This window comes from Streptomyces sp. NPDC059355, from assembly GCF_042752335.1.
Lineage (GTDB): Bacteria > Actinomycetota > Actinomycetes > Streptomycetales > Streptomycetaceae > Streptomyces.
In genome coordinates, this window is sequence record NZ_JBHYXN010000018.1 from 23,348 (window position 1) to 43,045 (window position 19,698).

At 69.4% G+C, this 19,698-nt stretch carries 18 protein-coding genes; all 18 read left to right on the top strand.

Annotated elements, in window-relative coordinates; genetic code table 11:
- The first annotated feature begins 364 nt into the window (after positions 1–364).
- The 18 genes from thrB (at position 365) to atpD (ending at position 19,553) form a co-directional block, all read left to right on the top strand.
- Entirely contained in the window at positions 365–1,291 is a 927-nt protein-coding gene (gene thrB / locus ACFXGI_RS18720) for a homoserine kinase (protein ID WP_384707510.1), read from the top strand.
- A 433-nt stretch (positions 1,292–1,724) separates the two neighbouring features.
- Positions 1,725–3,884 (top strand): transcription termination factor Rho, encoded by a 2,160-nt coding sequence (gene rho / locus ACFXGI_RS18725; protein ID WP_384707513.1) that lies wholly within the window; start codon positions 1,725–1,727, stop codon positions 3,882–3,884.
- Between the two features lie 306 nt (positions 3,885–4,190).
- A complete protein-coding gene (locus tag ACFXGI_RS18730; RefSeq protein ID WP_384707516.1) occupies positions 4,191–5,291 on the top strand; it encodes an LCP family protein in 1,101 nt (366 codons plus the stop codon).
- Between the two features lie 190 nt (positions 5,292–5,481).
- Complete coding sequence (rpmE, locus tag ACFXGI_RS18735) at positions 5,482–5,700, top strand: 50S ribosomal protein L31 (RefSeq protein WP_030153765.1); 219 nt, start codon at positions 5,482–5,484, stop codon at positions 5,698–5,700.
- Between the two features lie 111 nt (positions 5,701–5,811).
- Entirely contained in the window at positions 5,812–6,891 is a 1,080-nt protein-coding gene (gene prfA / locus ACFXGI_RS18740; protein ID WP_384707519.1) for a peptide chain release factor 1, read from the top strand.
- Positions 6,892–6,964: 73 nt separating this feature from the next.
- On the top strand, positions 6,965–7,810 hold the full coding sequence (gene prmC / locus ACFXGI_RS18745) for a peptide chain release factor N(5)-glutamine methyltransferase (protein WP_030857135.1): 846 nt from the start codon (positions 6,965–6,967) through the stop codon (positions 7,808–7,810).
- Between the two features lie 49 nt (positions 7,811–7,859).
- Positions 7,860–8,507 carry an L-threonylcarbamoyladenylate synthase gene (locus tag ACFXGI_RS18750; protein WP_384707522.1) on the top strand — a complete coding sequence of 216 codons (648 nt, stop codon included), beginning with the start codon at positions 7,860–7,862 and terminating at the stop codon, positions 8,505–8,507.
- Entirely contained in the window at positions 8,504–9,190 is a 687-nt protein-coding gene (locus ACFXGI_RS18755; protein WP_384707525.1) for a protein-tyrosine-phosphatase, read from the top strand. The genes ACFXGI_RS18750 and ACFXGI_RS18755 overlap by 4 nt, the downstream gene beginning before the upstream one ends.
- Positions 9,191–9,297: 107 nt before the next feature.
- Complete coding sequence (gene glyA, locus ACFXGI_RS18760) at positions 9,298–10,527, top strand: serine hydroxymethyltransferase (RefSeq protein WP_384707528.1); 1,230 nt, start codon at positions 9,298–9,300, stop codon at positions 10,525–10,527.
- 104 nt (positions 10,528–10,631) lie between these two features.
- Complete coding sequence (locus tag ACFXGI_RS18765; RefSeq protein ID WP_384707758.1) at positions 10,632–11,966, top strand: MraY family glycosyltransferase; 1,335 nt, start codon at positions 10,632–10,634, stop codon at positions 11,964–11,966.
- Between the two features lie 285 nt (positions 11,967–12,251).
- On the top strand, positions 12,252–12,689 hold the full coding sequence (locus tag ACFXGI_RS18770) for a hypothetical protein (protein WP_366101089.1): 438 nt from the start codon (positions 12,252–12,254) through the stop codon (positions 12,687–12,689).
- Between the two features lie 225 nt (positions 12,690–12,914).
- Positions 12,915–13,739: a F0F1 ATP synthase subunit A gene (gene atpB, locus ACFXGI_RS18775; RefSeq protein WP_383347819.1), complete on the top strand. Its 825-nt coding sequence runs from the start codon at positions 12,915–12,917 to the stop codon at positions 13,737–13,739.
- 76 nt (positions 13,740–13,815) lie between these two features.
- Positions 13,816–14,052, top strand: coding sequence for an ATP synthase subunit C (locus ACFXGI_RS18780; protein WP_030153776.1), 237 nt, complete (start codon positions 13,816–13,818; stop codon positions 14,050–14,052).
- 41 nt (positions 14,053–14,093) lie between these two features.
- Positions 14,094–14,633, top strand: a complete 540-nt coding sequence (locus ACFXGI_RS18785; protein ID WP_030857149.1) for a F0F1 ATP synthase subunit B — start codon at positions 14,094–14,096, stop codon at positions 14,631–14,633.
- Entirely contained in the window at positions 14,630–15,445 is an 816-nt protein-coding gene (locus tag ACFXGI_RS18790) for a F0F1 ATP synthase subunit delta (RefSeq protein ID WP_384707533.1), read from the top strand. Before ACFXGI_RS18785 ends, ACFXGI_RS18790 begins: the two co-directional genes overlap by 4 nt.
- Positions 15,446–15,577: 132 nt before the next feature.
- Positions 15,578–17,173, top strand: a complete 1,596-nt coding sequence (gene atpA / locus ACFXGI_RS18795; RefSeq protein ID WP_030857153.1) for a F0F1 ATP synthase subunit alpha — start codon at positions 15,578–15,580, stop codon at positions 17,171–17,173.
- A gap of 20 nt (positions 17,174–17,193) precedes the next feature.
- The gene (locus ACFXGI_RS18800) at positions 17,194–18,111 is read left to right on the top strand and encodes a F0F1 ATP synthase subunit gamma (RefSeq protein WP_384707536.1); all 918 of its coding nucleotides are present in this window, start codon (positions 17,194–17,196) and stop codon (positions 18,109–18,111) included.
- Positions 18,111–19,553, top strand: a complete 1,443-nt coding sequence (gene atpD, locus ACFXGI_RS18805) for a F0F1 ATP synthase subunit beta (protein WP_384707539.1) — start codon at positions 18,111–18,113, stop codon at positions 19,551–19,553. Before ACFXGI_RS18800 ends, atpD begins: the two co-directional genes overlap by 1 nt.
- Positions 19,554–19,698 lie beyond the last annotated feature (145 nt).

Genomic DNA, 19,698 nt, shown 5'->3' on the forward strand with positions numbered 1-19,698 from the left:
CCCGCCGCGGCGATAGATGCCCCGGCCGCCCCGGGGTCCGACCCAAACCCCCCCGGGGCCTGATTCCGTAAGGCCCCCCGGCGGCTCCCGTACTCCGGCAACTCGGGCCGTACAGCACAAAAGTCAACGGCATTCGGCGGAATCCACCGGAATCCACCGGAAGGAATCGACACGCATCGTGCGCCTCCTGTGCGCCCTATGTCGCGAGAGAACCTTCCTTCGATACGCTGTACTTACATCCGCCACCGCGCATATGACCGTGGTGCTGCCCAGTGGGCCTTCGGGTGTCGTACGTTCTCCAGTACATTCGCAGCGAGCCAGCGAAGATCTCGTCTCGCACAGTCACAAGGAGTGTCATCGGACGATGGCCGGTCCAGCGTTCCGCGCCGCCGCCGTACGGGTGCGCGTCCCCGCCAGCAGTGCCAACCTCGGCCCGGGCTTCGACGCCCTCGGTCTGGCCCTGGGGCTCTACGACGACGTTGTCGTCCGGGTGGCCGACTCCGGCCTGAACATCGACATCGCGGGTGAGGGCGCCGACACCCTCCCGCGGGACGAGAGCCACCTGCTCGTACGCTCCATGCGCACCGCCTTCGACCTGCTGGGCGGGCAGCCGCGCGGCCTCGAAGTCGTCTGCGCCAACCGCATCCCGCACGGCCGCGGCCTCGGGTCCTCCTCCGCCGCCATCTGCGCCGGCATCGTCGCCGCCCGCGCGGTGACCATAGGCGGAGAGGCCAGGCTGGACGACGCGGCCCTGCTCGAACTGGCCACCGAGATCGAGGGCCACCCCGACAACGTCGCCGCCTGTCTCCTCGGCGGATTCACCCTCGCCTGGATGGACGGCGGCAGCGCCAAGGCGATCCGTATGGAGCCCGCCGATTCCATCGTTCCGGTGGTCTTCGTCCCCTCCAAGCCGGTCCTGACGGAGACCGCGCGCGGCCTGCTGCCGCGCAACGTCCCGCACGTAGACGCGGCCGTCAACGCCGGCCGCGCGGCCCTGCTCGTCGAAGCCCTGACCAGGCGTCCCGAGTTGCTGCTGCCGGCCACCGAAGACCGGCTCCACCAGGAGTACCGGTCCCCGGCGATGCCCGAGAGCGTGGCACTCGTCAACCGGCTGCGGGCGGACGGCATCCCCGCGGTCATCTCCGGCGCGGGCCCCACGGTCCTCGCGCTGGTCGACAACGGTGCGGCCGACAAGGTCGCGCAGCTCGCGGGCGAAGGGTGGGCGGCGAACCGGCTCGCCCTCGACGCCGCGGGCGCGAGCGTCCTGCCGCTGGGAACCCAGGGCGGCTAGGTCGTAGGGCAGACCCGCCGGGGGCGGGCGGCCAGGGCAGGCCGCCCGCGTCGTAGGCGCGATTGCCGGTGATTGAGAGGGGGAATATCTGTTGGATCCGGTAGTGTTAGTCTCAAGTGCGCAGCCGAAGCCGCCATGGCTCGGTGCTCAGTGTCCCCATCCGGGACCACCTTTCTTCCGGGAGCCTCCCCGACTGCTTTGATCGCTTCCAGCAGTTTCGAGCACGCTCCGGAATCGGCGTGATATTCCCACGCTTCCAGCTCGGGGGCTTCTCGCCGGAACCACCCATGCACGTTTCTTTCCGCCGTTCCTCTTTCGGCGGACCACCGCCCCGGCCGCGGCCCATGACCCATCAAGCCATGGACCGTTGTCGGACAGCACAACCGGTCGCCGAGCCAGACAGGCCGACGTCCGCTCCAGGGAAGGACCCTTCGTGAGCGACACCACCGATCTGATGGGCGCTGCCGACACCACTGTCGACACCAGTGCCCCCGCCGCGGGCGCCGCCCCCAAGCGTCGCCGCTCCGGCACCGGCCTCGAGGGCATGGTCCTGGCCGAGCTCCAGCAGGTCGCGTCGGGCCTCGGCATCAGGGGCACCGCGCGGATGCGCAAGAGCCAGCTGATCGAGGTCATCAAGGAGGCGCAGGCGGGAAGCAGTGCCCCGAAGGCCGCGGCTCCCGCCGCCGACGCCGCCGAGGCCAAGCCGAAGCGCCGCGCCACCAGCAAGGCCCGTACGGGCGAGGCCGCCGCCGAGGCGCCCGCCGAGAAGCCCGCCGCGCAGGCGCAGATCGAGATCCCGGGCCAGCCGGCCTCCGACGACGCGCCGGCCGGCGAGCGCCGCCGCCGTCGGGCCACGGCCCCCTCCGGCAGCCCGGAGACCGCGGCCCCCGCCGCCGTGCAGGTCGAGGCCAAGACCGAGACCGCCACCGCGACCGCTCCGGCCGACGCCAAGGCCGAGGCCGCCACCGCCGTCTCCGCACCCGCCCAGGAGGGCGAGGGCCGCGGCCGACGCGACCGCCGCGACCGCGGTGACCGTACGGAGCGCGGCGACGGCCGCCGCGACCGCCGCGACCGCGGCGCCAAGACCGACGACCAGGGCCAGGGCGCCCAGAGCCAGGGCCAGGCCGGCCAGGGCCAGGCCGGCCAGAGCCAGGCCGGCCAGAGCCAGGGCACCGGCCAGGGCGGTCAGACCGGCCAGGGTCAGGGCGGCGGCCGCGGCGACCGCCAGGACCGCCAGCAGCAGGGCGACCGTCAGGACCGTCAGCAGCAGGGCGGCCGCCAGGACCGTCAGCAGCAGGGCCGCCAGGACCGTCAGGCTCCCCAGGGCAACGGTCCCGAGGACGACTTCGACGACGAGGGCGGTCGTCGCGGCCGTCGCGGCCGCTACCGCGACCGCCGTGGCCGCCGTGGCCGCGACGAGTTCGCGCCGAGCGAGCCGCAGGTCGCCGACGACGATGTGCTGATCCCCGTCGCGGGCATCCTCGACATCCTCGACAACTACGCGTTCATCCGGACCTCGGGCTACCTGCCCGGCCCCAACGACGTGTACGTCTCCCTCGCCCAGGTCCGCAAGGCCGGTCTGCGCAAGGGTGACCACACCACCGGTGCCGTGCGCCAGCCCAAGGACGGCGAGCGCCGCGAGAAGTTCAACGCCCTCGTGCGTCTGGACTCGGTGAACGGCATGGCGCCCGAATCCGGCCGTGGCCGCCCGGAGTTCCAGAAGCTCACCCCGCTCTACCCGCAGGACCGGCTCCGTCTGGAGACCGACCCGGGCGTGCTGACCACCCGCATCATCGACCTCGTGTCGCCGATCGGTAAGGGTCAGCGAGGCCTGATCGTGGCCCCGCCGAAGACCGGTAAGACCATGATCATGCAGGCGATCGCCAACGCGATCACCGTCAACAACCCCGAGTGCCACCTGATGGTCGTCCTGGTCGACGAGCGTCCGGAAGAGGTCACCGACATGCAGCGGTCGGTCAAGGGCGAGGTCATCTCCTCGACCTTCGACCGCCCGGCCGAGGACCACACCACCGTCGCCGAGCTGGCCATCGAGCGCGCCAAGCGTCTCGTCGAGCTGGGTCACGACGTGGTCGTCCTGCTGGACTCCATCACCCGTCTGGGCCGTGCGTACAACCTCTCGGCGCCCGCCTCCGGCCGCATCCTGTCCGGTGGTGTCGACTCGACCGCGCTGTACCCGCCGAAGCGCTTCTTCGGTGCCGCGCGCAACATCGAGGACGGCGGCTCGCTGACCATCCTGGCCACCGCGCTGGTCGACACCGGCTCGCGCATGGACGAGGTGATCTTCGAGGAGTTCAAGGGCACCGGCAACATGGAGCTCAAGCTCGACCGGAAGCTCGCCGACAAGCGCATCTTCCCGGCCGTCGACGTCGACCCGTCGGGCACTCGCAAGGAGGAGATCCTCCTCAACAGCGAGGAGCTCGCCATCGTCTGGAAGCTGCGCCGGGTGCTGCACGCGCTCGACTCGCAGCAGGCCATCGAGCTGCTTCTCGACAAGATGAAGCAGACGAAGTCGAACGCCGAGTTCCTGATGCAGATCGCCAAGACGACCCCGTCGGGCAAGAACGACGACTGATCCGTCGATCCGTCGCCGTACACGGCATCACCGGACCGCCCCCACCGCAGCCGCGGTGGGGGCGGTCCTGCGTTGTGCCCGCGGGTGCGAGCTTCGACACACCCGCCGCTCGCGTGAACCTTCCCGCCGCGCGGTACGTCCCTCTGAAAAGCCGCAGGTGGGCGGGGGTGTGCCCGACGATGCACGGGCCGTTCGTCCCGTCCCGGCCGCCGCAGTGCCCTCGCAGGAGGTGTCTTCCGGCCGTGGAACCCTGGACGGCATTCGTCCGTCTGTGTCAGAGGGAACGTACTCAGGACTGAGGAGAGCATGAGCGGCGACAGCAGGGGCGGCGGCAGGCGTGCCGCGGGCCGGCGCCGACGGAAACCGCCGAAGCGCCGCGGGGCCCTGGTCATCGCCGCGTGGAGCGCCGCGGGCGTGGTCCTGCTGGGCGGGGCGGGTCTCGGGTGGTTCTACTTCCACCTGAACGGGAACCTCAAGACGGTCGACATCGACCAGGCGCTCGGCACCGACCGCCCGCAGAACGTGGACAACGGCTCGATGGACATCCTCGTCCTCGGCTCCGACTCCCGCGGCGGCGCCAATTCCGAGTACGGGCCGGACGACGGCGGCTCGGCCCGCTCCGACACCGCGATGATCGTCCACCTCTACGAGGGCCACAAGAAGGCCACCGTCGTCTCGATACCGCGCGACACCATGGTCAACCGGCCGGCCTGCACGCTGGGCAACGGCAAGACCGACCGCGGCAGCTCGCGCTCCCAGTTCAACGAGTCGTTCACCATCGGCGGGGCCGCCTGCGCGGTCAAGACCGTCGAGAAGATGTCGGGGGTCCGCATGGACCACTACATCGAGGTCGACTTCACGGGCTTCAAGAAGATCATCGACAACCTCGGCGGCGTCGAGCTGACCACCAACAAGCCGATCAAGGACTACGGGAGCCACCTCGACCTCCCGGCCGGCCCCAACAAGCTCAACGGCGAGCAGGCCCTCGGCCTCGTACGGACCCGCAAGACCGTCGGCGACGGCTCCGACCTGGGCCGAATACAGCTGCAGCAGGCGTTCATGAAGGCCCTGATCAAGCAGGTCAAGGGCGTCGGCGTCTTCGACAACCCCAAGCGGCTGCTCGACCTCGCCGACACCGGCACCAAGGCGCTCACCACCGACAAGTCGCTCGGCGACGTGAAGTCCCTGATGGGCTTCGCCCAGAGCCTCCAGGGCATCGATGCCCAGGACATGAAGATGATCACCCTGCCCGTGGGCCCGGACCCCCGTGACGCCGACCGGGTCGCCCCGCTGGCCAAGGAGTCCAAGATGGTCTGGGACGCCCTGCTGGCCGAGCAGCCGGTCCCCGCCGAGGCCACCGCGAACTCCATGGGTGACAAGGGCACCGCCGGACAGATCGTGCAGTGACGCGCAAAATGCCTGATCAGATGCTTCCCGCCGGGGAGCGGAATAGATGTCGTACCCCTCTCGTTGAGGGAGGCGTCCTCAGAATTTTGACAGGCAGCCCGGTCCTGGCAGACTGGTCTGTCGGCCCCGGTTCACGCAGTGCGCAATTCGGCCCCTGCGACCCGGCGCCCTCCCGAATCTAGGAGACACCTTGAAGCGCGATGTTCACCCCGAGTACGTCGAGACCCAGGTCAGCTGCACCTGTGGCGCGTCGTTCACCACCCGTAGCACCCTGACCGAGGGCACCATCCGTGCCGAGGTCTGCTCCGAGTGCCACCCGTTCTACACGGGCAAGCAGAAGATCCTCGACACCGGTGGCCGTGTCGCCCGCTTCGAGGCCCGCTTCGGCAAGGCTGCCGGCTCGAAGTAGCGAGCCCCCGGCGCCGGACTCCGGCTGCACCCTGTCCACACGGGGGCAGCCGGACCGGCGCCTTTGTCGTCCCGCAGCCCTTTTTCGTACTTTTCACCCCAGGAGCCCCCGATGTTCGAGGCGGTCGAGGAACTGGTCGGCGAGCACGCCGATCTTGAGAAGAAGCTCGCCGACCCTTCGGTCCACTCGGATCAGGCCAACGCGCGCAAGCTCAACAAGCGCTACGCGGAGCTGACCCCGATCGTCGCGACCTTCCGTGCCTGGAAGCAGTCCGCCGAGGACATCGAGACGGCGAAGGAGTTCGCGGCCGACGACCCCGACTTCGTGGCCGAGGTGAAGGAGCTGACCGCGCAGCGCGAGGAGCTCACCGAGAAGCTCCGCATGCTGCTGGTCCCGCGCGACCCCAGCGACGACAAGGACGTGCTCCTCGAGGTCAAGGCGGGCGCGGGCGGCGACGAGTCGGCCCTGTTCGCCGGCGACCTGCTGCGCATGTACCTGCGCTACGCCGAGCGCGTGGGCTGGAAGACCGAGATCATCGACGCCACCGAGTCCGAGCTCGGCGGCTACAAGGACGTCCAGGTCTCCGTCCGCACCAAGGGCGGCAACGGGGCCACCGAGCCCGGCCAGGGCGTCTGGGCCCGCCTGAAGTACGAGGGCGGCGTGCACCGCGTCCAGCGTGTTCCGGCCACCGAGTCCCAGGGCCGCATCCACACCTCCGCCGCCGGCGTGCTCGTCACCCCGGAGGCCGAGGAGGTCGAGGTCGAGATCAACCCGAACGACCTCCGCATCGACGTGTACCGCTCGTCGGGCCCCGGCGGCCAGTCCGTCAACACCACCGACTCGGCCGTGCGCATCACGCACGTACCGACCGGTGTGGTCGCCTCCTGCCAGAACGAGAAGAGCCAGCTCCAGAACAAGGAGCAGGCGATGCGCATCCTGCGGTCGCGCCTGCTGGCCGCCGCCCAGGAAGCCGCCGAGCAGGAGGCCTCCGACGTGCGCCGCAGCCAGGTGCGCTCCGTGGACCGCTCCGAGAAGATCCGTACGTACAACTTCCCGGAAAACCGGATCTCGGACCACCGGACGGGCTTCAAGGCGTACAACTTGGACCAGGTGCTCGACGGCGACCTCGATCCGATGATCCAGGCCTGCGTCGACGCGGACTCGGCCGCCAAGCTGGCGTCCGCGCGCTGATCCCCCGCTCGACCCGCTTCACCGTGCACCGCCCCCGCACCACCCCCGTACGACAGCAGCCCGGAGGACCAGCGTGAACTTGCTGCTTGCCGAGGTGGCCCAGGCCACCCAGCGGCTGGCCGCCGCCGGCGTGCCCTCACCGCGCTTCGACGCGGAGGAGCTCGCGGCCTTCGTGCACGGCGTCAAGCGGGGGGAACTGCACCACGTCAAGGACGCGGACTTCGACGCCCGCTACTGGGAGGCCGTCGCCCGCCGCGAGGCGCGCGAGCCGCTCCAGCACATCACGGGCCGCGCCTTCTTCCGGTACCTGGAGCTCCAGGTGGGGCCCGGGGTCTTCGTGCCCCGGCCCGAGACGGAGTCGGTCGTGGACTGGGCCATACACGCCGTCCGGGCGATGGACGTCGTCGAGCCGCTGATCGTGGACCTGTGCACCGGCTCCGGCGCCATCGCCCTGGCCATGGCCCAGGAGGTGCCGCGCTCGCGCGTGCACGCGGTGGAGCTGTCCGAGGACGCCCTGCGGTGGACCCGCAAGAACGCCGAGGGATCGCGGGTCACCGTCCACCAGGGTGACGCGCTGCGCGCCCTGCCCGAGCTGGACGGCCAGGTCGACCTGGTGATCTCGAACCCGCCGTACATCCCGCTCACCGAGTGGGAGTACGTCGCCCCCGAGGCCCGCGACCACGACCCCGAGATGGCGCTGTTCTCCGGCGAGGACGGGCTCGACACCATCCGCGGCATCGAGCGCACCGCGCACCGGCTGCTGCGGCCCGGCGGCATCGTCGTCATCGAGCACGCCGACACCCAGGGCGGTCAGGTCCCGTGGATCTTCGCCGAGGAGCGCGGCTGGGCCGACGCCGCAGACCACCCCGACCTGAACAACCGCCCGCGCTTCGCCACCGCCCGCAAGGCCATGCCGTGACGGGCGCGACCCACCCCTCCACCCCCCTGCTGCACGAGGAGTCCCGCTGATGGCCCGGCGATACGACTGCAACGACGCGACGGACCGCAAGACGGGTCTGCGTGAAGCCGCATCCGCCGTGCGCCGCGGCGAGCTTGTCGTGCTGCCCACCGACACCCTGTACGGGATCGGCGCGGACGCCTTCAGCGGCGAGGCGGTCGGCGACCTCCTCGCCGCCAAGGGGCGCGGCCGCAACATGCCGACCCCCGTGCTCATCGGCTCCCCGAACACCCTGCACGGGCTCGTCACGGACTTCTCCGAGCAGGCCTGGGAGCTCGTCGACGCCTTCTGGCCGGGCGCGCTGACGCTCGTCGCCAAGCACCAGCCGTCGCTGGCCTGGGACCTGGGGGAGACCCGCGGGACCGTGGCCGTACGGATGCCCCTGCACCCCGTCGCGATCGAGCTGCTGACCGAGGTCGGTCCGATGGCCGTGTCCTCGGCGAACCTGACCGGGCACCCGGCGCCCGAGGACTGCGACGCCGCGCGCGAGATGCTCGGCGACTCCGTGTCCGTGTACCTGGACGGCGGTCCGACTCCGGGGATCCAGCCGTCGTCGATCGTCGACGTCACGGGGAAGGTTCCCGTCCTGCTGCGCGAGGGGGCGCTGACCGCCGAGCAGCTGCGGGAGGTCGTACCCGACCTCGAGGTGGCCCCGTGAGCCCTGAGGGGCGTGGCATAGCAAGCGGGCACACCTCCGGCGACCGCGGCTGGGGGGACCCCCACCCGGCGGGCGCCGGCGGGGACACGTTCCGCATCCTCCACGTCAGCACCGGGAACGTGTGCCGCTCGCCGATCACCGAGCGGCTGACCCGGCATGCGCTGGCGCACCGGCTGGGCGGCATTCCGGCCGGCGACCTGATCGTGGAGAGCGCGGGGACCTGGGGCCACGAGGGTGCCCCGATGGAGGCGAACGCGGCGGCCGTGCTCGAGGACTTCGGGGCGGACGCGACCGGGTTCACCGGTCGGGAACTGCTGGACGAGCACGTCATACGGGCGGACCTGGTGCTGACCGCCACGCGGGACCACCGGGCGCAGGTCATCTCGATGGGACATTCGGCGGGGCTGCGGACGTTCACGCTGAAGGAGTTCACGCGGCTGGTGCGGGCCATAGATCCGGCCACGCTGCCGCCGCTGGACGACGGGGTCGCGGAGCGGGCCCGTGCGCTGGTGCGGGCTGCCGCGGCGCTGCGCGGGTGGCTGCTGGCGCCGTCGCCCGACGCGGACGAGGTGTACGACCCGTACGGGGCGCCGATCACCTTCTTCCGCTCGATCGGCGACGAGATCAACCAGGCGCTGGACCCTGTGGTCACGGCCCTGACGGGCGTCAACCCTCCGCGCTGACCCCTCCAGGGGTGCTCGGCCCTGCAGGTTCGGCCTGCTGAAACGGGCAGAGCGGGACAGGGCGACCTAGAGTGGGGCTATTCGGGACAGCCCACTGGAGTCGCGCCATGAGCGTCATCACCCCGCCCCCGGACCTGCTGCGGCAGCAGGATCCGCAGATGGCCGACGTGCTCGCGGGGGAGGCGCAGCGGCAGGCCGACAACCTGCAGCTGAGCGCCGCCGAGAACTTCACCTCGCCCGCCGTACTGGCGGCCCTCGGCTCGGCGCTCGCCAACAAGTACGCCGAGGGCTATCCGGGCCACCGCTACCACGGCGGCTGCGAGTACGCCGACCTCGCCGAAGGGCTGGCCGTCGAGCGGGCCCGGGCGCTCTTCGGGGTCGAGCACGCCAACGTACAGCCGCATTCCGGCTCCTCCGCCGTGCTGGCCGCCTACGCCGCGCTGCTGCGGCCCGGGGACACCGTCCTCGCGATGGGGCTCCCGTACGGCGGCCACCTCACCCACGGCTCTCCCGCCAACTTCTCCGGCCGCTGGTTCGACTTCGTCGGGTACGGGGTCGACGCCGAGACCGGCCTGATCGACTACCAGCAGGTGCAGGGCCTCGCCCGCATGCACCGGCCCAAGGCCATCGTCTGCGGCTCGATCTCCTACCCCCGCCACCCCGAGTACTCCGTGTTCCGGGAGATCGCCGACGAGGTCGGGGCGTACCTCATCGCGGACGCCGCCCATCCGATCGGGCTCGTCGCCGGCGGAGCCGCGCCCAGCCCCGTGCCGTACGCCGACGTCGTCTGCGCGACGACGCACAAGGTGCTGCGCGGCCCGCGCGGCGGGATGGTCCTGTGCGGATCCGAGTTCGCCGAACGGATCGACCGGGCGGTGTTCCCCTTCACCCAGGGCGGCGCCCAGATGCACACCATCGCGGCCAAGGCGGTGGCCTTCGGCGAGGCCGCGGCGCCGGCGTTCACCACGTACGCCCATCGCGTGGTGGCCAATGCGCGGGTGCTGGCCGAAGAGCTCGCGGCCCACGGGTTCGCGGTGACGACGGGGGGCACCGACACCCACCTGATCACCGCCGACCCCGCGCCGCTCGGCGTGGACGGTCCGACCGCGCGCGGCCGGCTCGCCGCCGCCGGCATCGTGCTCGACACCTGTGCCCTCCCGTACGGGGACCAGCGCGGGATCCGGCTCGGTACGGCGGCCGTCACCACCCAGGGCATGCGGGAGCCCGAGATGGCCCGGATCGCCGCGCTGTTCACCGCCGCGATGCGCGGGGGAGGCGCGAACCCCCGTGCGGAAGTGTCCGAGCTGACGCGCGAATTTCCCCCGTACGAGGAGTAATGGGGGTAAACAGGGCGTACCGCAACCGGGATAGCGCCCCCTCGCGTCCTCGATGAGGGGTACATCGCAGCTAATGTGTGGGGCTGAGATGGCCGGCGATACATCTGGGGCAGCCCGTGCGTGAATATCTGCTGACGCTTTGCGTCACGGTCGCGGTGACCTACCTGCTCACCGGGCCCGTGCGGAAGTTTGCGATCGCGGCCGGTGCGATGCCGGAGATCCGCGCCCGCGACGTGCACCGCGAGCCCACTCCGCGGCTCGGCGGCATCGCCATGTTCGGCGGACTGTGCGCGGGGCTGCTGGTGGCGGACCACCTGCGCAACCTCAACGGCGTCTTCGAGCTGTCGAACGAGCCGCGGGCGCTGCTCTCCGGAGCCGCCCTGATCTGGCTGGTCGGCGTCCTCGACGACAAGTTCGAGATCGACGCCCTGATCAAGCTCGGCGCGCAGATGATCGCCGCCGGTGTGATGGTCATCCAGGGTCTGACCATCCTGTGGATCCCCGTCCCGGGTATCGGGACGGTCGCGCTGACCCAGTGGCAGGGCAACCTGCTCACGGTGGCCCTCGTCGTGATCACCATCAACGCGGTGAACTTCGTGGACGGGCTCGACGGCCTGGCGGCCGGCATGGTCTGCATCGCCGCCGCCGCGTTCTTCCTCTACTCGTACCGGATCTGGTTCGGGTACGGGATCGAGGCGGCCGCGCCCGCGACCCTGTTCGCGGCGATCCTGATGGGCATGTGCCTGGGCTTCCTGCCGCACAACATGCATCCGGCGCGGATCTTCATGGGCGATTCCGGATCGATGCTCATCGGTCTGGTGCTGGCCGCCGCCGCGATCTCGATCACCGGGCAGGTGGACCCGGACACCATGGCCCTGTTCGCCGGCGGTGAGCGCAACGCGGTGCACGCGATGCTCCCGGTCTTCATTCCGCTTCTGCTCCCGCTGACCATCATTGCGATCCCGGTGGCGGACCTGGTCCTGGCCATCGTGCGGCGTACGTGGAAGGGCCAGTCGCCTTTCGCCGCCGACCGCGGGCACCTGCACCACCGGCTGCTGGAACTCGGGCATTCGCACAGCCGCGCGGTGCTGATCATGTATTTCTGGTCAGGGCTGATCGCATTCGGCGCGGTGGCGTATTCGGTGCACTCCGCCTCGATGTGGATCGTGCTCGCCATCGTCGGCCTGAGCGCGCTGGGCCTCGTACTGCTGCTCCTGCCGCGCTTCACCCCGCGCGCCCCGCGCTGGGCCGAGGGTCTGGTCCCGCCGCGCTACCGGCACCGCGAGCGCGCCGCCGAGGCGGCCGCGCTGGATGCCTCGGGCCGGGAGCCGGAGCCGGCCGGGCCGATCCGGGTCGGCGTCTCGGGCGTCAACGGAGCGACCGCGGTAGGCCCCCGTTCGCGCTTCCCCGACCGGCGTAAGGCCGAGTCGACGCGCTGACGCCCGCGGTACATGTCGGACATGAACCCCCTTTAGCACACACAATGGCGGCTTGTCGCGCACACACGGGCGGGTTAGCTCTCATGTGTGACAGTCAGCACACTACGCAGGTAAAGCTCTCATCAAATAGTTTGTGATACCGTTCACTAAACCCGGCGACAGAGCCGAAGGACCGTAGTGCGACGGCCCATCGGCCCGAGGTTCGATCTCGGACCGGGCTTACGCTCGTCCCGTACGAGTTCCCGTACGAGTCCGTGCCCCCACCACCACGCGGAGCAAACCGCCATGCGGTCAGATGACGTCCGATCCCTCCTGCACGCCGCTGTACCCACGGCTGTCGCCGGCGCTCTCGCCGCCGTCATCAGCGCCGTGGTGGCAGGCGGCAAGGGGGCCCTTGGCGCAGTCATCGCCACCCTGGTCGTGATGCTGTTCATGGGCATCGGATTCGTCGTTCTGCAACGCACCGCGAAATCGCTGCCGCACTTGTTCCAGGCCATGGGGCTGATGCTCTACACGGCCCAGATCCTGCTGCTGTTCGTCTTTGTCGCGGTGTTCAAGAACACGACGTTGTTCAACCCCAAGGCTTTCGCGATCACGCTCGTCGCCACCACCCTCGTGTGGATCGGCGCACAGACCCGTGCTCATATGAAGGCCAAGATCCTCTACGTCGAACCGGACTCGACGAAGGGCGACAAGCCCGAAAATTCGGGGCCGAAGTCGTGAGGGGTAGGGCCGGAATAAGGGCGCGTTCGAGATGCTGCTATCGTCCGGTGCCAACTGCGGCATTGCGGGCGCGGGCATCTGAGCTGACGCCTGTTCCATCGCGAGGCTCGATGCCTGATCGCCGCCCCCACACCCGTAACACCAGTCCAGTGCCGAACAGCGGCTGTGCGCCGCGCCGACACAACGAGGTTGCCGTACCTATGCGCCACGCTGAAGGAGCCCGCGGTGAGTGCTGACCTGACGCAGGTGCTCGCTTTCGAGACCGACTGTCACATCTTCGACGGATGTGGCTTCCCCGGCCCGGGCCTGCACTCGTTCCTCTTCGAGCCGCTGTGGGGCGAAGCCGGCACCACCAGTGTGTACTTCAACAAGCCGATGCTGCTGGCCCTCCTGGGCTCAGTGATCATCGTCGCCTTCTTCTGGGCCGCGTTCCGGAAGCCGAAGGTCGTACCGGGCAAGCTGCAGATGGTCGCCGAGGCCGGCTACGACTTCGTGCGCCGCGGCATCGTCTACGAGACGCTCGGCAAGAAGGAGGGCGAGAAGTACGTCCCCTTCATGGTGTCGCTGTTCTTCTTCGTCTGGGTGCTGAACGTCTGGTCGATCGTCCCCGTGGCCCAGTTCCCGGTGACCGCGATCATCGCGTACCCGGCGGCGCTCGCGCTGGTCGTCTACTTCATCTGGATGTCGGTGACGTTCAAGCGTCACGGCTTCGTCGGCGGACTCAAGAACCTGACGGGCTACGACAAGTCGCTCGGCGGCGTGCTGCCCCTGGTCATGGTCATCGAGTTCTTCTCGAACGTCCTGGTGCGCCCCTTCACCCACGCGGTCCGACTGTTCGCGAACATGTTCGCCGGTCACACCCTGCTGCTGCTGTTCACCATCGCCAGCTGGTACCTGCTGAACGGGATCGGGATCGCCTACGCCGGCGTCTCTTTCATCATGGTCATCGTGATGACGGCGTTCGAGCTCTTCATCCAGGCTGTCCAGGCCTACGTCTTCGTCCTCCTGGCCTGCAGCTTCATCCAGGGCGCACTCGCCGAGCACCACTGAGTCAGGCCCTCCCCCAAACCCCCTGTCGTCCGGTGGCCAACCCCCACCGGTCCGTGAAAGAGAAGGAAGAACTGGCATGTCCCAGATCCTCGCTGCCGCCGATGGCGTCACCGGCTCCCTCAGCTCCGTTGGTTACGGTCTCGCGGCCATCGGCCCGGGTGTCGGCGTCGGCATCATCTTCGGTAACGGCACGCAGGCTCTCGCCCGTCAGCCCGAGGCTGCCGGTCTGATCCGCGCCAACCAGATCCTCGGCTTCGCCTTCTGTGAGGCGCTCGCCCTCATCGGTCTGGTCATGCCGTTCGTCTACAGCTGACGAACCGCGACCACTAGTCCGATTAGACGAAAGGCACTGATGTGAACCTCCTGGTTCTCGCGGCCGAGACGGAAAACCCGCTCGTCCCGCCGATCCCCGAGCTCGTCATCGGTCTGATCGCCTTCGTCATCGTCTTCGGTTTCCTCGCGAAGAAGCTCCTCCCGAACATCAACAAGGTTCTGGACGAGCGCCGCGAGCAGATCGAGGGCGGTATCGAGAAGGCTGAGGCCGCTCAGACCGAGGCCCAGAGCGTGCTGGAGCAGTACAAGGCCCAGCTCGCCGAAGCCCGGCACGAGGCCGCGCGCCTGCGCCAGGAAGCGCTGGAGCAGGGCACTGCGCTCAAGGAAGAACTGCGCGCAGAGGGCCAGCGGCAGCGTGAGGAGATCATCGCTGCCGGCCACGCCCAGATCGAGGCCGACCGCAAGGCCGCCTCTCAGGCGCTGCGTCAGGACGTGGGCAAGCTCGCCACCGACCTGGCCGGCAAGCTCGTCGGCGAGTCCCTCGAGGACGCCGCCCGCCAGAGCCGCACGATCGACCGCTTCCTCAGCGAGCTTGAGGAGAAGGCCGAGGCGGCCCGATGAACGGAGCGAGCCGCGAGGCGCTGGCCTCCGCGCGCGAGCGTCTCGACGCGCTGATGGACAACACGTCCGTCGACGCGGCGAAGCTCGCCGGCGAGCTGGCAGCCGTCACCGCGCTGCTCGACCGTGAGGTCTCGCTGCGTCGGGTCATCACGGACCCGGCGCAGTCCGGCGAGGCCAAGGCCGAGCTGGTCGGCCGGCTGCTGTCCGGCCAGGTGGGCGGGGAAACCCTCGACCTGCTGTCCGGCATGGCGCGGTCGCGCTGGTCGCAGTCCCGCGACCTGGTGGACTCGCTGGAGGAGCTGGCGGCCAACGCCGACCTCACGGCGGCCCAGCAGGGTGGCGCGCTCGACAACGTCGAGGACGAGATCTTCCGCTTCGGCCGGATCGTCGCCTCGAGCACCGAGCTGCGTGCCGCGCTGACCGACCGCGGCGCCACCGCCTCCGCCAAGAGCGAGCTGCTGCGCAGCCTGCTCGGCGGCAAGGCGAACGCCGTCACCGAGCGCCTGGTCGCGCGTCTCGTCACGCACCCGCGTGGACGTAGCCTGGAAGCGGGACTCGAGTCCCTTTCCAAGCTCGCCGCCGAGCGCCGTGACCGCATGGTCGCCACCGTGACCACCGCGGTTCCGCTCAGCGACGTGCAGAAGCAGCGTCTCGGCGCGGTGCTGGCCAAGCTGTACGGCCGCCAGATGCACCTGAACCTCGACGTGGACCCCGCGGTCCTCGGCGGGATCACGGTGCGGGTCGGCGACGAGGTCATCGACGGCACCATCGCGGACCGCCTCGCAGAGGCGACCCGCCGCATGGCCGGCTGACCTCAGCCAGCAATAGAACAGAAGCATTCCTAGCGGCCCGGTTGGGCCGTGCAGAACTTGCAGAAGATTCCTGGGGGTCGCCCCCAGACCCCTAAGAAGCTTCAGGCCCAACAAGGAGAGCAGGGAACCCAGATGGCGGAGCTCACGATCCGGCCGGAGGAGATCCGGGACGCACTGGAGAACTTTGTCCAGTCGTACCAGCCGGACGCGGCCTCGCGCGAGGAGGTCGGAACGGTCAGCGTTGCCGGCGACGGCATCGCGAAGGTGGAGGGCCTGCCCTCCGCCATGGCGAACGAGCTGCTGAAGTTCGAGGACGGCACCCTCGGTCTCGCCCTCAACCTCGAGGAGCGCGAGATCGGTGCGGTCGTCCTCGGCGAGTTCAGCGGTATCGAGGAGGGCCAGCCGGTGCAGCGCACCGGTGAGGTGCTCTCCGTCGGCGTCGGCGAGGGCTACCTCGGCCGTGTCGTCGACCCGCTCGGCAACCCGATCGACGGTCTCGGCGAGATCGCGACCGAAGGCCGTCGCGCCCTGGAGCTTCAGGCTCCGGGCGTCATGGTCCGCAAGTCGGTGCACGAGCCGATGCAGACCGGCTACAAGGCCATCGACGCCATGGTGCCCGTCGGCCGTGGCCAGCGTCAGCTGATCATCGGCGACCGTCAGACCGGCAAGACCGCTCTGGCCGTCGACACGATCATCAACCAGCGCGACAACTGGCGCTCCGGCGACGTGAACAAGCAGGTCCGCTGCATCTACGTCGCCATCGGCCAGAAGGGCTCGACCATCGCGTCCGTTCGCGGCGCCCTGGAAGACGCCGGTGCGCTCGAGTACACGACGATCGTCGCCGCCCCGGCGTCCGACCCGGCCGGCTTCAAGTACCTGGCGCCGTACACCGGTTCCGCCATCGGCCAGCACTGGATGTACGCCGGCAAGCACGTCCTGATCATCTTCGACGACCTGTCGAAGCAGGCCGACGCCTACCGCGCCGTGTCGCTGCTGCTGCGCCGCCCGCCGGGCCGTGAGGCCTACCCGGGTGACGTCTTCTACCTGCACTCCCGTCTGCTGGAGCGCTGCGCGAAGCTCTCCGACGACATGGGCGCCGGTTCGATGACCGGTCTGCCGATCGTCGAGACCAAGGCGAACGACGTGTCGGCGTTCATCCCGACCAACGTCATCTCCATCACCGACGGCCAGTGCTTCCTGGAGTCCGACCTGTTCAACGCGGGCCAGCGCCCGGCGCTGAACGTCGGTATCTCGGTCTCCCGCGTCGGTGGCTCGGCCCAGCACAAGGCCATGAAGCAGGTTTCCGGCCGTCTGCGCCTGGACCTCGCCCAGTACCGTGAGCTGGAGGCGTTCGCCGCCTTCGGTTCCGACCTGGACGCCGCTTCGAAGGCTTCGCTGGAGCGCGGCAAGCGCCTGGTCGAGCTGCTGAAGCAGGGCCAGTACCAGCCGATGCCCGTCGAGGAGCAGGTCGTCTCCGTCTGGGCCGGCACCACCGGCAAGATGGACGACGTCCCGGTCAACGACATCCGTCGCTTCGAGTCGGAGCTGCTGGAGCACCTGCGCCGTGAGCGCAAGGACCTCCTGACCTCCATCGCGGACGGCGGCAAGATGTCGGACGACACCCTGTCCTCCATCGCGGACGCCATCGCCGGCTTCAAGCGCCAGTTCGAGACCTCGGACGGCAAGCTCCTGGGCGAGGACGCACCGGCCGTCAACGTCTCCAAGTGACGACGGAAGGGACCTGACTCATGGGAGCGCAGCTCCGGGTCTACAAGCGTCGCATCCGTGCCATCACGGCGACCAAGAAGATCACCAAGGCGATGGAAATGATCGCCGCCTCGCGCATCGTCAAGGCGCAGCGCAAGGTGGCGGCGTCGATGCCGTACGCGACCGAGCTCACCCGTGCGGTGACCGCGGTGGCGACCGGTTCGAACACCAAGCACGCCCTGACGACCGAGGTCGAGCAGCCGAGCCGTGCCGCGATCGTGCTCATCACGAGCGACCGCGGTCTGGCCGGCGGCTACTCCTCCAACGCCATCAAGCAGGCGGAGCGGCTCACCGAGCGGCTGCGCGGCGAGGGCAAGGAGGTCGACACCTACATCGTCGGCCGTAAGGGTCTGGCCTACTTCGGCTTCCGCGAGCGCAAGGTCGCGGATTCGTGGACCGGCTTCACCGACAGCCCGGCCTATGCCGACGCCAAGCGCGTCGCCGGGCCGCTGATCGAGGCCATCCAGACGGAGACGGCCGAGGGTGGCGTCGACGAGCTGCACATCGTCTACACGGAATTCGTGTCGATGATGACGCAGAACCCGGTCGACGGCCGGATGCTGCCGCTCAGCCTCGACGAGGCTGCGGAGGAGAGCGGTACGAAGGGCGAGGTCCTTCCGCTGTTCGACTTCGAGCCGTCGGCGGAGGACGTCCTCGACGCCCTTCTGCCGCGCTACGTCGAGAGCCGTATCTACAACGCACTGCTGCAGTCGGCCGCTTCCGAGCACGCCGCCCGCCGCCGCGCGATGAAGGCGGCGACCGATAACGCCGGAGACCTCATCAAGAGCCTCTCCCGGCTTGCCAACGCGGCCCGCCAGGCCGAAATCACCCAGGAAATCAGCGAGATCGTCGGTGGCGCCAGCGCCATGGCCGACGCGACCGCGGGGAGTGACAAGTAATGACGACCTCTGTTGAGACGGCCGCCGCCACGGGCCGCGTCGCCCGGGTCATCGGCCCGGTCGTCGACGTGGAGTTCCCCGTCGACGCGATGCCCGACATCTACAACGCACTGAAGGTCCAGGTCGCCGACCCGGCCGAGGACGGTGCGCTCAAGACGCTGACCCTCGAGGTCGCCCAGCACCTGGGTGACGGCGTGGTCCGCACGATCTCCATGCAGCCCACCGACGGTCTGGTCCGCCAGGCCGCGGTGACCGACACGGGCGAGGGCATCACCGTCCCCGTCGGTGACTTCACCAAGGGCAAGGTCTTCAACACCCTGGGCGAGGTGCTCAACTACCCCGAGGCGAACGCCGAGGTCACCGAGCGCTGGCCCATCCACCGCAAGGCGCCCCGCTTCGACGAGCTCGAGTCGAAGACCGAGATGTTCGAGACCGGCGTCAAGGTCATCGACCTTCTCACCCCGTACGTCAAGGGTGGAAAGATCGGTCTGTTCGGTGGTGCCGGTGTCGGCAAGACCGTTCTGATCCAGGAAATGATCTACCGCGTCGCCAACAACCACGACGGTGTGTCGGTCTTCGCGGGCGTCGGTGAGCGTACCCGTGAGGGCAACGACCTCATCGAGGAAATGGCCGACTCCGGCGTCATCGACAAGACGGCGCTCGTCTTCGGCCAGATGGACGAGCCCCCGGGCACCCGTCTGCGCGTCGCCCTGGCCGGTCTGACCATGGCGGAGTACTTCCGCGATGTGCAGAAGCAGGACGTGCTCTTCTTCATCGACAACATCTTCCGTTACACCCAGGCCGGTTCGGAGGTGTCGACCCTTCTGGGCCGCATGCCGTCCGCCGTGGGTTACCAGCCGAACCTGGCTGACGAGATGGGTCTGCTGCAGGAGCGCATCACCTCGACCCGCGGTCACTCGATCACCTCGATGCAGGCGATCTACGTCCCCGCGGACGACCTGACCGACCCGGCGCCGGCCACCACCTTCGCCCACCTCGACGCGACGACGGTTCTCTCCCGTCCGATCTCCGAGAAGGGCATCTACCCGGCCGTGGACCCGCTGGACTCGACGTCCCGCATCCTCGACCCGCGGTACATCGCGGCGGACCACTACGCCACGGCGATGCGCGTCAAGGGGATCCTGCAGAAGTACAAGGACCTCCAGGACATCATCGCGATCCTCGGTATCGACGAGCTGGGCGAGGAGGACAAGCTCGTCGTCCACCGTGCCCGTCGCGTCGAGCGCTTCCTGTCGCAGAACACCCACGTCGCCAAGCAGTTCACCGGCGTGGACGGTTCGGACGTTCCCCTCGACGAGTCGATCACCGCGTTCAACGCGATCTGCGATGGTGACTACGACCACTTCCCCGAGCAGGCGTTCTTCCTGTGCGGTGGCATCGAGGACCTGAAGGCCAACGCCAAGGAGCTGGGCGTCTCCTGATCCGGCGCGCTCCTCGCGGGGCGCTTCCGGTTCGCAGGCCGCCAGCGAAGCTGACAGTGTCTGCAGACGGAGAGGGGCGGGTGTGTCCCGTCCCTCTCCCCACGCCCATTAGAATTTGACCCAACACCCGGCTTACCCGCCGGGT

Bases quoted from the DNA above. Each gene is read 5' to 3' on its own strand.
- thrB (WP_384707510.1), top strand. From the start codon at position 365: ATGGCCGGTCCAGCGTTCCGCGCCGCCGCCGTACGGGTGCGCGTCCCC.
- ACFXGI_RS18730 (WP_384707516.1), top strand. From the start codon at position 4,191: ATGAGCGGCGACAGCAGGGGCGGCGGCAGGCGTGCCGCGGGCCGGCGC.
- prfA (WP_384707519.1), top strand. From the start codon at position 5,812: ATGTTCGAGGCGGTCGAGGAACTGGTCGGCGAGCACGCCGATCTTGAG.
- ACFXGI_RS18750 (WP_384707522.1), top strand. From the start codon at position 7,860: ATGGCCCGGCGATACGACTGCAACGACGCGACGGACCGCAAGACGGGT.
- glyA (WP_384707528.1), top strand. From the start codon at position 9,298: ATGAGCGTCATCACCCCGCCCCCGGACCTGCTGCGGCAGCAGGATCCG.
- ACFXGI_RS18770 (WP_366101089.1), top strand. From the start codon at position 12,252: ATGCGGTCAGATGACGTCCGATCCCTCCTGCACGCCGCTGTACCCACG.
- ACFXGI_RS18780 (WP_030153776.1), top strand. From the start codon at position 13,816: ATGTCCCAGATCCTCGCTGCCGCCGATGGCGTCACCGGCTCCCTCAGC.
- ACFXGI_RS18790 (WP_384707533.1), top strand. From the start codon at position 14,630: ATGAACGGAGCGAGCCGCGAGGCGCTGGCCTCCGCGCGCGAGCGTCTC.
- atpA (WP_030857153.1), top strand. From the start codon at position 15,578: ATGGCGGAGCTCACGATCCGGCCGGAGGAGATCCGGGACGCACTGGAG.
- ACFXGI_RS18800 (WP_384707536.1), top strand. From the start codon at position 17,194: ATGGGAGCGCAGCTCCGGGTCTACAAGCGTCGCATCCGTGCCATCACG.
- atpD (WP_384707539.1), top strand. From the start codon at position 18,111: ATGACGACCTCTGTTGAGACGGCCGCCGCCACGGGCCGCGTCGCCCGG.